We start from the raw sequence: 14,992 nt of genomic DNA, 5'->3' as shown, positions 1-14,992 counted from the left end.
TGACACCTCATTACCGGTCCAACAAAAACGGCCTGATGTCATTAACATCGGGCCGTTTTGGTCTCTGCTTCGCGCCGGCATTCCCCCTCCCGATAGCGCCATGGGGCGCGGGTCGGAAAGACGCGCGAAAATCAGTCTTTGGTTGCCAACATCTCTTTCTCATACGCCAGCGCCTGCACGCTGTCGTACTGATTTTCCCATTTGGCGATCACCAGCACCGCCAGCGCATTCCCCACAACGTTAAGCGCGGTACGCGCCATATCCAGGATACGGTCGACGCCGGCAATAAACGCCAGCCCCTCTAGCGAAATGCCCACGCTGCCAAGCGTCGCCAGCAGCACCACAAAGGACACGCCCGGTACGCCCGCGATGCCCTTGGAGGTGACCATCAGCGTCAGCACCAGCACCACTTCCTGGCCCAGCGACAGTTCAATGCCGTACAGCTGCGCGATGAAAATGGCGGCGATACTCTGATACAGTGTCGACCCGTCCAGATTGAACGAATACCCCGTCGGCACCACGAAGCCGGTAATCGCCGCCGGTGCGCCGTACGCCTCCATTTTTTCGATAATGCGCGGCAACACGCTTTCTGAACTGGCGGTGGAGAAGGCCAGAATCAGCTCTTCCTTCAAAATGCAGATAAGCGTCCAGATACGCAACCGGCAGAGCCGCGCCACGGCCCCCAGCACCACCAGGGCAAAAAAGATAATGGCGCCGTATACCAACAGCACCAGCTTGGCCAGCGGCAGCAGCGAGGCGAAGCCAAAGGTCGCCACGGTGACCGAAATCAGCGCAAAAACCCCCACCGGCGCATAGCGCATCACCATATGCGTGACTTTGAACATCGTCTCGGCGACCGCGTTGAACACATTTAACAGCGGCGCCCGGGTATTTTCCGGCAAAGAGGCCAGGCCGAGGCCGAACAAGACGGAGAAGAAAATGATCGGCAACATGTCGCCGTTGGCCATCGAGGCAAAAATATTCGCCGGGATAAGCGACAAAATGGTGCCGACCAGACTATGGCCGCTGGACTGCACTGCAACGGTGGTTTGTTCGTACTTTGAGATATCCACCACCGCCAGTGTCGACATATCAATCCCGTGGCCGGGGTGAAAGACATTGGCGAGGGTAATTCCCAGAATAATCGCCAGCGTCGTGATTATCTCGAAATACAGGATGGTTTTAAATCCGATACTGCCGAGCTTTTTGGCATCGCCAATACCGGCAATGCCGACAACCAGCGTGGCGACCACGATGGGCACCACGATCATTTTAATCATGCGGATGAAAATATCCCCGGCCGGCGAAAGAATATTGGCAATCATCCAATCGCGTAATTCTCCCTGGTTATGGAGTACCGCACCGAGCAGGATACCCAGGACTAAAGCAACGAGAATTTGCCAGGCGAGCGTTATTTTTAACTTTTTCATAACAATAGTGCTTTCCATAGTAGACCCCACCGTGACGAACACCTGTCCATCTTCGTCACCGACTTCACTTATTCACCTCTAATGATCATGCGAAGCGGGGGCGCTTTAAAAAGTTGGTATAAATCGAAAATCTCAAAAACGCCGAGCACACGCGGTGTCTCGTTAAGACTTGATTTATAAGAGCTTTCGACAATTTTTCCGGTTATTTCACGTATTTTACAGGAGATTAACTTTAACTATTTGTTATTTAAGGGTTAAGTAATAGAAAACGCGCTGAATCGCTGCCATCAGACGCGCTACCCGCCTTTTATATACGCTTTTTAAACAGAATAAAATGATAAATATCGCTGAAAAGGGTCTGAGAGGGCCATTAATGCCTGTTATCCCAGGTCTGGCGGGGGTATGTTTTTTCCATAAGTGCAGAGACCTTATAGGCGATGCGTGATCTGTCGCGCAAAAAAGAAACAAAGCCAATCCAGGGAGGTTTAATTAACCAAGGGTTGACATATCATTAACAAATACAAGGAGGAAACTATGAGCCAACCCCATCGTTACCCGATTCCCGATAGCCTGGCGGAACGTACGCTGATTTGTGCAGAGCAGTAACGGAAATTGTATGCGCAGTCCATCAACAATCCCGATTCCTTTTGGCGGGAATATGCCCAGATTGTGGAATGGATTACCCCTTTCAGGACGGTGAAAAATACTACCTTCGATCCCGGCCATGTCAATATCCGCTGGTTTGAAGACGGCACATTAAATGTGGCCGCCAACTGTCTCGATCGTCATTTGCCAGAACGAGGCGACCAAATCGCCATTATCTGGGAAGGGGATGACGCCAGCCAAAGTAAAACCCTTACCTACCGCGAATTACATCAGGCGGTGTGCCGCTTCGCCAATGTTTTGAAGGCGCAAGGGATCGGTAAAGGGGATGTGGTGGCCCTGTATATGCCCATGGTGCCGGAAGCGGCGGTGGTCATGCTGGCCTGCGCCCGCATTGGCGCCGTCCACTCGGTGATTTTCGCCGGTTTTTCGCCGGAGGCGATCGCCGGCCGCATTATCGACTCCAGCGCCAAATTGGTGGTGACCGCAGACGAAGGGCTGCGCGCCGGGCGGAAGATCCCGCTGAAGAAGAATATCGACGACGCGCTAAATCATCCGGCGGTGAAGAGCGTCAACCGAGTCATCGTGTTCCGCCGTACCGGCAATGCCATTGACTGGCACCCCGACCGGGATGTGTGGTGGCACGTCGTCGTCGACGGCGCCGACGAGGCCTGCCAGCCCGTGGCGATGGGCGCAGAGGATCCGCTGTTCATTCTTTATACCTCCGGCTCCACCGGCACCCCGAAGGGCGTGCTGCACACCACCGGCGGTTATCTGGTCTACGCCGCCACGACCTTTAAATACGTATTCGATTATCATTCCGGCGATATTTACTGGTGTACCGCCGACGTCGGTTGGGTAACCGGCCACAGCTATCTTCTCTATGGTCCGCTGGCCTGCGGCGCCATTACCCTCATGTTCGAGGGCGTACCCAACTGGCCTGACGTCAGCCATATGGCGCAAGTGGTGGATAAACATCAGGTTAATATCCTCTATACCGCGCCGACCGCTATCTGCGCGCTTATGGCCGAAGGGGACAAGGCGATAGCCGGCACCCGCCGTACGTCGCTGCGGTTCATGGGCTCGGTGGGCGAACCGATCAATCCCGAAGCCTGGGAATGGTATTACCATAAAATCGGTAATGGCCGCTGCCCCATAGTCGATACCTGGTGGCAGACGGAAACGGGCGGTTTCATGATCACCCCGCTGCCCGGCGCCATGGCGCTGAAACCCGGCTCGGCGGCGCTGCCGTTTTTCGGCGTGCAGCCCGCGCTGGTGGATAACGCCGGCACGCCGGTGGAGGGCGCCGGCGAAGGCAATTTGGTGATCGCCGACTCCTGGCCCGGCCAGGCGCGCACGCTGTATGGCGATCACGATCGTTTCGAGCAGACTTATTTTTCCACTTTCAAGGGCATGTATTTCAGCGGTGACGGCGCCCGGTGCGACGAGGACGGTTATTACTGGATAACCGGTCGCGTGGATGACGTGCTGAACGTTTCCGGCCACCGCCTCGGCACCGCCGAGATCGAATCGGCGCTGGTGACGCATCCGAAAATTGCCGAAGCGGCGGTGGTGGGGATCCCCCATAACATCAAAGGCCAGGCAATTTATGCCTATATTACGCTCAACGCGGGCGAAACCCCGACGCCGGAATTATATAACGAGGTCCGCGCCTGGATGCGCAAGGAGATCGGCGCTATCGCTACCCCCGATGTCCTGCACTGGACCGATTCGCTGCCGAAAACCCGCTCCGGCAAAATAATGCGCCGCATCTTGCGCAAAATCGCCGCCGGCGATACCGGCAATCTGGGCGACACCTCCACGCTCGCCGATCCCGGCGTGGTCGAAAAGCTGCTGGAAGAAAAACACTCTCTGACCTTGCCTTCGTAGTCCTCCGCCACCTTCGGGTGGCTTTTTCTGCCGTACCTCTGACCCCACTGGAGAATCCCTGATGAATGCGATCATTTATCAACGGATACAGAGCAATCCGCGTTTTCAAGAGCTGGTGAGTAAACGCCAGCGTTTCGCCCTGTTGCTTGCCCTAATCATGCTGGTGCTGTACTACGGGTTCATTCTGCTTATCGCTTTCGCGCCAGACTGGCTGGGAACGCCGCTGCATCCCGGTACCAGCGTGACGCGCGGTATCCCGCTCGGCATCGGTCTGATTGTGGCCTCCTTCATACTGACCGGTATTTACGTCATTCGCGCCAATGGCGAGTTCGACCGTCTGACCCAACAGCTGTTGCGCGAGGTGCAGTATGACCAATAAATACCTCTGGACCGTGGCGCCGCCGCTGGTCGCCTTTCCGCTGCTCATCCAGGCCGAAACGGTCAACGGCGCGGTTGAGCGCCAACCGCTTAACCTACAGGCCATTATCCTGTTTGTGCTGTTTGTCGCCGCTACGCTGTATATTACCTATTGGGCGTCGAAACGGACCCGCTCGCGCAAAGATTATTATACCGCCGGCGGCAATATCACCGGCTTGCAAAACGGGCTGGCGATCTCCGGTGATTTTATGTCCGCCGCATCGTTCCTCGGTATCTCGGCGCTGGTCTATACCTCCTGCTATGACGGGCTTATCTACTCGCTCGGCTTTCTGGTGGGCTGGCCGATCATTTTATTTTTGATAGCCGAACGGCTACGCAATCTCGGGCGCTATACGTTTGCCGATGTCGCGTCATACCGCTTGCAGCAGAAACCGAGCCGCACGCTTTCCGCCTGCGGCTCGCTGGTGATGGTGGCGCTGTACCTGATAGCGCAGATGGTGGGCGCCGGCAAACTGATTCAACTGCTTTTCGGCCTCAATTATCATGTCGTCGTGGTGCTGGTGGGCATTTTGATGGTGTTGTACGTCCTGTTCGGCGGCATGCTGGCCACCACCTGGGTACAAATCATCAAGGCGGTGCTGCTGTTGGCCGGCGCCAGCTTTATGGCGCTGATGGTGATGAAAACCGTCGGTTTCAGCTTTAACTGACTGTTTGCCGATGCCATGGCGGTACACGCCAAGGGCGCGGCTATCATGCGGCCCGGGGGGCTGGTGGCCGATCCGGTCTCGGCGCTGTCGCTGGGGCTGGCGCTGATGTTCGGGACGGCGGGCCTGCCCCATATCCTGATGCGTTTTTTTACCGTCAATGATGCCCGCGAGGCGAGTAAAAGCGTGTTCTACGCCACCGGCTTTATGGGCTATTTTTACTTTCTAACGTTTATTATCGGCTTCGGCGCGATTTTGTTAGTGGGCGCCAACACCGCTTTCAAAGACAGCGCCGGCGCGCTGCTCGGCGGTTACAACATGGCGGCGATCCATCTGGCCAATGCGGTGGGCGGCAACTTTTTCCTCGGCTTTATTTCGGCGGAGGCTTTCGCCACCATTATTGGCGGTAGTGGCGGGGTTAACGCTGGCCGGCGCGTCGGCGGTTTCCCACGATCTATACGCCAGCGTGATTAAAGCGGGAAACGCAACGGGGTGCGACCAGCTGCGGGTGTCGAAAATTACCGTGGTGGTGCTGGGTTTTGTGGCTATCGGTCTCGGCATTCTGTTTGAAAACCAGAATATCGCCTTCATGGTGGACCTGGCGTTTTTCATCGCCGCCAGCTGTAATTTCCCCATCATTTTACTGTCGATGTATTGGCGCCGGCTGACCACGCGCGGCGCGATGGTCGGCGGCTGGCTGGGGCTGATTACCGCGGTGGTGCTGATGATTATCGGCCCGACCATTTGGATGCAGGTGTTGGGGCACGCCAAGCCGATTTACCCTTATGAATATCCCGCGCTGTTCTCAATGCTGGTGGCGTTTATCGGGACTTGGCTGTTTTCCATAACTGATCACTCGGCGCAGGGAGCGAGGGAACGCGAGCTGTTTCTGCCGCAATTCATCCGTTCGCAGACCGGTATCGGTATTTCAACCGGCGCGGATCATTGACCTCGCGCTTCGTTACGCGCGCCCCCTTTGCCCGCGCCAGAGGGGGCGCGGCCCGGGGTGACGGGCGCTACCACATGATATGACCAATTAATGGCGCCAGTAGCACCGTTACCACCCCTGCCAGCAGCATTACCAGACTGGACACCACCCCTTCCCGTTGCCCCATTTCATAAGCGCGGGCGGTGCCAGCTCCGTGGGAGGAGGCACCTAATCCCGCCTCGCGCGCCACGCCGGCACGCACCGACAGACGCAAAAACAGGATATCGCCAACCGCCATGCCGAACACGCCGGTAATCACCACGAACAGCGCGACCAAATCCGGCTGGCCACCCGCTCCGCCGCCGCTAGCGCAAAGGGGGTGGTGATTGAACGCACAGACAAACTGCGCTGCACCACTTCCGGCAGCGCCAGCAGCCGCGCCAGCCACACCGAGCTGCCCACCGCCACCACGGTAGAGGTGATGACCCCGGCGCTCAAGGAAAGCCAATGCCGGCGGATGATGGCCATATTTTCATAAACCGGTACCGCGAAAGCAATGGTGGCCGGCCCCAGTAGCCATAATAGCCAGCGAGCCTCGCCCATGTAGTGCTGGTAAGAGATATGGGTCAGTACCAGCAACAAGACCAGCACCGCTGGCGTAAAAATCAGCGGCATCAGCGGCAGATGATGGAAACGGCGATAAAGATGTTTGTTAAAGAAATAGAGCAGCAGCGTGACCAGCAGACACAGCGCCCCCAGCATAAAATCACTGCTCATGTCGTTTCCCGCGCGCCAGCCAGAGTTCAAAACGATAGACCCGGTCCACCACCAACGCGGTGATCCCCAGTACCAAGGTGGTGCTCAGCGCGATGACCAGAAAGATCCGCCATCCCTCCACGCGCAGCAGCTGAGTGTAGTTCACCACCGCCACCACCGCCGGCACGAAGAACAACAGCATTTCCGCCAGCAGCCAGCGGGCGCCGTCGCGCACCCAACGCAGGGGAAGGATGCGCAATAGAATAAGCGCCAATAACAGGAACATGCCGACGATATTGGCCGGCAATGGCAAATGCAAGCGCAGCACCAGCTGCTGCGCCAGCACAAATAACCCGACGTACAGCGCCACCTGCAACGGCACCTGCACTCGACCCCAACGCGACGGCATAACGAGGCGCCCGGTCAGCGGCATAGCAATACCCTTATTAGTGTGAGATTGCTCACAGTGTAGGCGGCTAGCAAATATTACTGAAAATAAATTAATATCATAGAAATTATACCATCCAGGAATAGTGAATGGACATCCGAACGCTACGCTATTTTGTCGAGGTGATCCGGCAACAAAGCTTCACCCGGGCATCGAGCTGGAGATAGCCGAATTTGGCGGCGTCACCATGCAGCAGGCGGTGCTGGCCGGAGAACTGGATCTGGCGCTGACCGCGTTGACCGCCGAAGTCGACCCCGACCTCGCGGCGCTGCCGCTGTTCAGTCATCCGCTGTGTGCGGTAGTGCCGCGTCGCGCGCCGTGGCTGACGCGGCGGGAAGTGCCCTTTACGCTGCTGGGGGAGTGGCCGGTATTGATTTATAACGAAGACTTTTCGCTCTACCGGCAATTGCTCGACGCTTTCGATGCGGCCGGGATTGAGCCGCAGATTGCGGTACGTAGCGGCCAGTGGGATTTTCTGGCGGCGATGGTTGCAGCCGATATCGGATTAGCGGTGCTGCCGGAACCCCTCTGCCGGCGGTTGGATAGTCAACGTCTGCTCTGGCTGCCGCTGATGCCGCAAATGCTATGGCAACTCGGGCTTATCTGGCGTCAGAACAGCTATCTATCCCATGGCGCGCAGGCGTGGATTGTCGCCTGCCGCGAACGTTGGCTACCCGGCGAGCGCCTGCGGGGGGCGCAGCAAGCCCCCCGCTAGCCGCGTGGCACAGCGGGCAGAAGGTGCGTGAGGGCGCCCAAAGCGCCCGCCCGACCGCGCGGCTTATTCGTGCTCTACCAGCAGCGCTTCCAGCAGATCTAAATCGTGCAGCAACTTCATCAGCGTTTCATTGCTGATTTTTTGCTGCGCGCGTAAATGATAATATTCACCGCGCTCGGCGCGCAGCGCATTCAGCCTCATGCGCCGTTCCAGATTTTCAATCAGCAGCGCGCTGTCCGCGTCGTCATTGCCGTCAATCCGGCGGCGTAGATTGCCGATAACCCGGGCGCTAACTTCATTTAGGATCTGAGCGTCGATATTCTCTTCCTGGCTATTGGCCAGCCGCTCTTCCATTTTATGCAGGCTTTCAATGGCCACTTCCGCCGCCGCCGCGCGCGCCATGCGTTCTTCCTGGCGGTGCTGCGCCTTGTCGGACACCTGAATACCGCGCAACAACAGCGGCAAAACAATTACGCCGCAGATCAGGGAAAACAGAATCACGCCGGTGGCGATAAACACCAGCTGATAGCGCGAGGGAAACGCCGAACCGTCGCTGAGCAGAAGGGGGATCGACAGCACACCCGCAAGCGTGATGGCGCCGCGCACGCCGGCGAAAGACGATATCAGAATCTCGCGGGTGCTATAGTCGCCGAAGACCATCGGCCGCTTGGTCATAAAGCGTAAACTGATGCGTTTCATCAGCCACAGCCAGCCGAAACGCAGTACCATCAGCGCGGCGTAGATAAGGATCACATCGGTAAACAGCATCCAGGTTTGGATAGTGGGATCCAATTCAGCCTGGGTGATGGAGGTCTCAAGAATGTCGGGCAGCTGTAGCCCGAGCATAATAAACACCATGCCGTTGAACACAAACTCCAGCATCGCCCAGACGCTATTGCCGCGCAGGCGCATCGCCAGCGGCGCGTTGCGTATTATGCCCGACTGGCCGATGGTCATACCTGATGCCACCGCGGCCAGGATGCCAGAAACGCCGATATGTTCGGCAATCAAATAGGCGGCGAACGGCAGCAACAGCAGCAGCACTGTCTGCGTCGCGGCGTCGCCGCCGCTCCAGCGAGTGATAAGCCGCAGGGACTTGCTGTATCCCCACGTCACCGCCACGCCGGCCAGCAGACCGCCTGCCGCCACTTTGACAAACTCAAGCGAAGCGCCGCCGACGGAAAACACCATCGTCCCCATCGCGACCGCAATGGCGAACTTGAGCGACACCAGACCGGAAGCGTCGTTCATCAACGCCTCGCCCTGCAAAATGTCCATCAGCTTTTTCGGGATACGGCCTTCGCCGACGATGCCCGACAGCGCCACCGCGTCGGTGGGCGATAACACCGCCGCCAGCGCCAGCGCCGCCACCAGCGGGATGCCCGGCACCATCCAATAAATCAGATAACCAATTCCCACTACCGTGATAATGACCAATACCAGCGCCAGCGCCACTATCTCGCCGCCGTGACGCAAAAATTCGCGCGTCGGCGTCTTCCAGCCGTCGGAAAACAGCAGCGGCGGGATGAACAGCACCAGGAAGAGCTCGGGATTGAAATCGACGTGCAGCCCGAATTTGGGCCAGGCGAGCAGCGCGCCGAGTGCGATTTGCATCAAGGGCAGCGGAATTTGAAACGGTAGAATACGTGTCACTACCCCGGATAGGGACACGATAAGGGTGAGGATAAGAATCGTAAAAAAGATTTCCATGCTTTCCTTAGTCTCTAACTTTTGCGGCAATGTACAGGACGCGCGAGAAAATCTCCCCGCAAACGCGAACCCCGATGATAGTAGATCATTTTCCCGGCAGTTAAAAAGCCGTTATCAACTATCGGCCGGCGTAACGGAATTTTTAACCGAGTGGGGCGGCGGCCGCGCCGCCGCCGCCGGTAGGGCAAAAAAACGCACCGGCTTGCCGGTGCGTCTGTATCTCTGGGAGACAAGCGCCAGCCGCGTGGCGCTTAGAAGTCCATGGTCATGGAGAGTTTCAGCGAGCGCGGATCGCCCTGAGTCAGGTAGCCATCGCTGGCGGAAGCCCAGTAGTTTTCGTTGGTGACGTTTTCCACGTTGGCGCGCCAGACGATATTGTTTTTCGGCAGTTGCATGTCGTAACGCATGCCCAAATCCAGGCGGGTCCAGCCGCTGGCTTTCAGGTCGTTGGCTTCATCAACATACTGTGACCCGGTACGGATCACACGGCCGGTGGCGACGCCGCCGCTGAGCCACGGCAGATCCCATTTGCCGCCCAAGACGAACTGATAGCGCGGTACGCCGATGGCGTCGTTGCCATCGTTGGCGCCGTCCTGGGTTTTGGTCAACTCCGGATCCATCCAGGTGGCGCTGCCGTTCAGGCGCACGCCGATTACCGGTTCGCCGAACAGATTCAGCTCAATACCGCGACCGGTTTTTTGATTTCAAACACCGCCAGCGAGCCGGCGATACGGCTGTAATCCGCTTTTACTCCCACTTCGTTTTGCTTGGACGTTTCAATGCCGGTCACCTGGCCGCCGTTGACCACGGTGCCGGAGTTATAGGTGCTGCCGGCGGTTTCGCCTGCCTGCAGCGCTTCGATATGGTTAGCATACAGGGAGATGTGTTCCCAGGGCTTCACCACCAGGCCATAGGCCGGCGTCAACTTGGTGCGCTCAAATTTAGCGGACTGCTCGCCGGTATAGGCGTAGTTAGTGACATTCACGCTCTGACGACGCAGACCGGCAATCACTTTGACGCGGTCATCAAGCATCGAAAGCGTATCCGACAGACTCACACCGCTGTTGTAGGTCCGGTTGGTGACGCCAGGGTTGCTCATTTTGCCGCCCGCATAGGTCGCGTCCGTCGGCTCATCGGAATAGCTTGGATCGTAGATATTGGTGGTGATGTTGCTGGACGACATTTGATAGGCCGTACGTACGCGGCGGTAGCTGCTGGAGTAACCTAGGTTGACGCTATGATCGATAAAGCCGGTATCGAATTTTCCGCGAATGCCCGCCTGGCTGGAGAAGCTGTCGGAAAAATAGGGAACCCGCATCTGGCCTATGGTCGCGTCGCCGTCATCATTATAAGGCGTCGGCGAGGAGTTAAGAGCCGTATTCATGGATATGATTACCCCCGATCCCGCCATAAACCATCCAGTCATTGGTCAGATCGTATTCGCCGCGCAGCGCGCCAAACTGGCTTTCAGTGTTGGTAAACGCCCACTTCTTTCCGTAGTTGGTGGTGGCGGAGGGCGCCTTGAGGATCTTATCCATACCGGAGGTGTACACCACCGAACGGGCGCCGTGAACCGTTTGTTTCTCGGCGCCCGCATCCAGCGAGGCGCGGAAACGGTCACCGCGGTAATCCAGGCCAATGGTGCCCAGCGTCAGACGGCGTTTCTGCTCATCCACCGCCGTCTCGCCTTCGCGATGCACGCCGCTGACCCGTACGCCCCATTGGATGTTATCGCCAAAGCGGCGCGCGACGTCAAAGGCGCCGCCAACCTGAGATTTCGAGGTGTAGTCGACGGAGACGCGGTTCAGCGGCTCGTCGCCGGCGCGTTTCGGTTCGATGTTTACGGTACCCCCCACGCCGGTACCGCCGGGAGGAACGCCGTTCAGGAACGCGCTGGAGCCTTTAAGTAACTCGACGCGTTCCGCCAGCTCGGTGGCCACAAATTGGCGCGGCAACACGCCATAGAGACCGCCGTAGGCGATATCTTCGCTGTAAAGATCAAAACCACGCACCCGGTACGACTCTTGGGTATTACCGTAGCCGTAGGTGGTCTGTACCGATGCATCGTTACGCAACACATCGCTCAGAGAGCGGGTCTGCTGATCCTGCATCAGCTTGGAGGTATAGCCGACCACGTTAAACGGCACATCTTGTGTCGACTGTTCGCCCAACCGGCCCAACCGGCCGCCGTTGGCGATCTGGCCATCCAAATAGGCCGGCACCAGCCGATCGCCGCCGGGGGTAAAGCCGTTGTCCGGTTTTGCCACAACGGTAATGGTTTCCGTGCCGTTACCGGTCGCAGCAGCGGACGCAGCGCCGCCGGTTGTTGCCGAGGTCGCGGTGGCGGAGGTGGTCGCTGCCGTGGATGTCGTTGCAGTGGTGGCGGCAAAGGCCGGTACGGCGAAAGAGCCGCAGCTGGCGCTAATCACTAACGCCAACAGGCGCGGCGAAGAAATCTTGGCCGCAGGAAAAGCGAGACGCGCGCTGTACATATACTTTTTACCCGGTTAAATGTGAATAATAATAATTATTATAAGAGTTAGTGATTATGTAAATTCAGGTCAATTTTGCAAGAGCTTATTAACTATTTTTAATGAAAAGTTTTACTGGGGGGAGAGGCGCGTCGTTAAAAAAGCGTAAAGAGGGTCTGAGCAGGCGCACGGCGCTTCCTTCGCCATCGTTAGGGCCTCCGGCCCGCGGGCGACATGATACCGTCAGTCGCCGCCCGCCCTCGGCGCTTGACGCCCCTACGCCGGTGCCTGGGCCGCAACGGGTTAAAGGTACATTCCGCCGGACGCCTCAACGCGCTGAGCGGTCATCCAGTGGCAATTATCGCTCAGCAGCGCCACGACCGCCGTGCCGATATCATCCGGCAGTCCCACCCGTCCCAGGACGGTATTTTCGGCGATGACCTGATTCACCTGTTTATTGTCGCGCACCGTGCCGCCGGCGAAATCCGACTCGATCGCGCCGGGCGCGAGAATATTAACCCGTATCCCGCGGCTGCCCAGCTCTTTGGCCTGATAACGGGTCAATACTTCCATCGTCCCTTTTGTCGCGGCATAGACGGCAAAGCCGGGCGTAGTGAACCGCGTAAGCCCGCTCGACATATTTAAAATACTGCCGCCGTCGGCCAGCAGCGGCAGTAATGCCTGGGTGAGGAAGAACGGGCCTTTGACATTAATGCTCATCAATTGATCGAACTGCGCTTCGTCGGTCGCGGCAAACTCGGCATGAATGCCAATCCCGGCATTGTTCACCAAATGGTGAAACTGTGTCTGGCTAAATTTATCGTTCAGCACCTGCTGCAAATCGCTGACGAAATCGGCAAAGCGGCTGCTCTCCTCGGTATCAAGTTGCAACATGGCCGCCCAGCCCCCGCTCCATTCAATTTCCTTTACCTGCGCCTGCGCTTCCTCTGCCCGGGAGTGATAAGTGCCAATAATATCGAAACCGGCAACGGCAAGATGAATAGCGGCGTTGTAGCCCAATCCGCGGCTGGCGCCGGTGATTAATGCAATGGGACGACTCATAGCAAAACTCCTATGGCTTGCGATCGAATAACCCTGCGCCGGTTGACGCAGAACAGCGACTGTATTACTAAGAATATTGACCGGAGCGAAAGGGATAAAGAGCGTTAAACCGGAAATACTGTTCAATAAAAGCTAACAATCAAGGAAGCGATGATGAACAAACTGGCGCTGCTGCAAAGCTTTGTGCGGGTTGTCGAGCTGGCAAGTTTTACCCAGGCGGGCAACAGTTGCTGGTTCCGGTCACATCCGATCACTGATTCCGGTCGCCCGATCAGCGATTCCGATTCTGTCCGATCGCTCATCTTCTGTTCCGCCATACTCTGGAGACTTTTAGCTTCCGGGGGCATGGCACGTAAAAAGAAGAAAGCGAGAACGGAAATGTGCATCTATATTAATGTGTTACGTATGAAATTCGAGCAGCGTCGCTCGAATCGCACTATCGCAGCAGCGCTCGGCATAGGCTGTACTACCGTGCACGATATCCTCGGCCGATTCACGGTAGCTAACCTGGTCTGGCCATTGCCGGCGGAACTGTCCCCCGTCGACCTCGACCGCCTGCTCTATCCCGGCAAATCCGGAAAAGTTATCAATACCTTACCCAGCTGGCTTGATATCGATACCGAGTTAAGCCGCAAGGGCATGACCAAGCAGTTGCTCTGGATGGAATATCAGTCCGCCGTGGGCGGTGATGCCCTCGGTTACTCACAGTTTTGTGCACTGTTCCGTGACTGGAAAAAGAAGCAGCGGCGTTCCATGCGCATGGAGCACAAGGCTGGCGAAAAGCTCTTCATCGACTTCTGTGGCCCCACCGTACCTATCGTCAACCCTGCGACCGGTAGCGTACGCCAGGTCGCTATCTTCGTCGCTGCCATGGGCGTGTCAGGCTATGCGTATATCGAAGCCTGCGAAGACCAGGACATGGCATCGTGGCTCAACGCCAATAGCCGCTGCCTGCACTTCATGGGTGGGGTTCCGGAGCTGATGATACCTGATAATCTGCGCAGCGCTGTCAGCACCCCTGACCGCTATGAGCCGGTCATAAACCAGAGCTACCAGGCGCTGGCAAATCACTATGAGACAGTGGTGCTACCGGCGCGCCCGAGAAAACCGAAAGACAAGGCGAAGGCAGAATCAACTGTGCAGCTGGTAGAACGCTGGGTTTTGGCCCGGTTGCGTAAACGTAGGTTCTACTCGCTGGCCGAACTCAACCAGGTGATACGAGAACTCAATCATGAGTTGAATCTGCACCCGATGCGTCATTACGGCGGACAAAGTCGCCTTGAACGCTTCGAGCAGCTGGACAAACCGGCTCTTGGGCCTCTACCGCCCACACAATGGGAATACAGTGAGTATCTCGTTGCCCGAGTGGGACCTGATTACCACATAGACTACGGCAAAAACTGGTACTCGGTGCCGCATCCGCTGGTTGGCGAGCGCGTTGACGTCATCGCCACCCAACGGCTGGTGCAAATCCACCATAAGGGCGTCTGCGTGGCTACGCACCCTCGCAGCGATAACGCCTATAGGCACACGACTCAGGCGGCGCACATGCCGGCTAACCATAAGGGGCAGAGTCAGTGGACGCCGGAAAGGCTGTGCAATTGGGCGCTGTCGGTGGGTGTGTGCACACTGAAAGTGGTCGAGTCCATCCAAAAGAGCAAAGCCCATCCGGAGCAGGCTTACCGCTCCGTGCTGGGGCTACTCAATCTGCAACGGCGCTATGAGACGACGCGATTGGAGAAGGCCTGCGCGCTGGCGTTGGAGAAAGGGTGCATTAACCGCTCTTTCATAGCCAACGTATTGAAACACGGTCGTGAAAGTGAGGTCACCCAGGACGGAGCCGGCGTATCAATGCTGGTTCACGAAAACCTCCGAGGTCCGGACAGTTATCACTAAG

The 14,992-nt window shown here is 57.4% G+C and carries 7 protein-coding genes and 5 pseudogenes; 5 read left to right on the top strand and 7 right to left on the bottom strand.

Translation table 11 applies throughout. The features are described from left to right. Window positions 1-131: 131 nt before the first annotated feature. Window positions 132-1,430, bottom strand: a complete 1,299-nt coding sequence (gene gltP, locus SOPEG_RS07155; RefSeq protein WP_025244830.1) for a glutamate/aspartate:proton symporter GltP — start codon at window positions 1,428-1,430, stop codon at window positions 132-134. A gap of 534 nt (window positions 1,431-1,964) precedes the next feature. Between gltP and acs the strand changes: the two are divergent. From acs to SOPEG_RS07140, 3 genes and pseudogenes are all read left to right on the top strand, one after another. Continuing rightward, window positions 1,965-3,923 (top strand): annotated as a pseudogene (gene acs, locus SOPEG_RS07150) (acetate--CoA ligase). Window positions 3,924-3,984: 61 nt separating this feature from the next. Continuing rightward, a complete protein-coding gene (locus tag SOPEG_RS07145; RefSeq protein WP_025244829.1) occupies window positions 3,985-4,302 on the top strand; it encodes a DUF485 domain-containing protein in 318 nt (105 codons plus the stop codon). Next, window positions 4,292-5,954: pseudogene (locus tag SOPEG_RS07140) on the top strand (cation acetate symporter). Before SOPEG_RS07145 ends, SOPEG_RS07140 begins: the two are co-directional and overlap by 11 nt. Before the next feature lie 67 nt (window positions 5,955-6,021). Here SOPEG_RS07140 and SOPEG_RS07135 read toward each other — a convergent pair. Continuing rightward, window positions 6,022-6,710 (bottom strand): annotated as a pseudogene (locus SOPEG_RS07135) (LrgB family protein). Continuing rightward, window positions 6,700-7,122, bottom strand: coding sequence for a CidA/LrgA family protein (locus tag SOPEG_RS07130; protein WP_025244828.1), 423 nt, complete (start codon window positions 7,120-7,122; stop codon window positions 6,700-6,702). Before SOPEG_RS07130 ends, SOPEG_RS07135 begins: the two are co-directional and overlap by 11 nt. A 157-nt stretch (window positions 7,123-7,279) precedes the next feature. On the opposite strand from SOPEG_RS07130, the pseudogene SOPEG_RS07125 reads away from it, so the two are divergent. Then, window positions 7,280-7,852, top strand: a pseudogene (locus tag SOPEG_RS07125) (LysR substrate-binding domain-containing protein); the annotation flags it as partial. Between the two features lie 63 nt (window positions 7,853-7,915). Here SOPEG_RS07125 and SOPEG_RS07120 read toward each other — a convergent pair. The 4 genes and pseudogenes from SOPEG_RS07120 to SOPEG_RS27240 all read right to left on the bottom strand — a co-directional run bounded on the left by SOPEG_RS07120 (window position 7,916) and on the right by SOPEG_RS27240 (window position 13,412). After that, on the bottom strand, window positions 7,916-9,562 hold the full coding sequence (locus SOPEG_RS07120; protein WP_025244826.1) for a Na+/H+ antiporter: 1,647 nt from the start codon (window positions 9,560-9,562) through the stop codon (window positions 7,916-7,918). Window positions 9,563-9,813: 251 nt separating this feature from the next. Continuing rightward, window positions 9,814-12,054, bottom strand: a pseudogene (locus SOPEG_RS07115) (TonB-dependent receptor). A 282-nt stretch (window positions 12,055-12,336) separates the two neighbouring features. Beyond that, window positions 12,337-13,095 carry an SDR family NAD(P)-dependent oxidoreductase gene (locus SOPEG_RS07110; RefSeq protein ID WP_025244825.1) on the bottom strand — a complete coding sequence of 253 codons (759 nt, stop codon included), beginning with the start codon at window positions 13,093-13,095 and terminating at the stop codon, window positions 12,337-12,339. A gap of 122 nt (window positions 13,096-13,217) precedes the next feature. After that, window positions 13,218-13,412 carry a hypothetical protein gene (locus SOPEG_RS27240; RefSeq protein ID WP_148297013.1) on the bottom strand — a complete coding sequence of 65 codons (195 nt, stop codon included), beginning with the start codon at window positions 13,410-13,412 and terminating at the stop codon, window positions 13,218-13,220. A gap of 28 nt (window positions 13,413-13,440) precedes the next feature. Between SOPEG_RS27240 and istA the strand changes: the two genes are divergently transcribed. Further along, complete coding sequence (gene istA / locus SOPEG_RS07105) at window positions 13,441-14,991, top strand: IS21-like element ISSoEn3 family transposase (protein ID WP_081743105.1); 1,551 nt, start codon at window positions 13,441-13,443, stop codon at window positions 14,989-14,991. The last annotated feature ends 1 nt before the right edge of the window (window position 14,992 follow it).

It is taken from the genome of Candidatus Sodalis pierantonius str. SOPE (genome assembly GCF_000517405.1).
Lineage (GTDB): Bacteria > Pseudomonadota > Gammaproteobacteria > Enterobacterales > Enterobacteriaceae > Sodalis_C > Sodalis_C pierantonii.
Note: the sequence above shows the minus strand (reverse complement) of the source record. Positions and strands in the feature narration are given on the sequence as shown.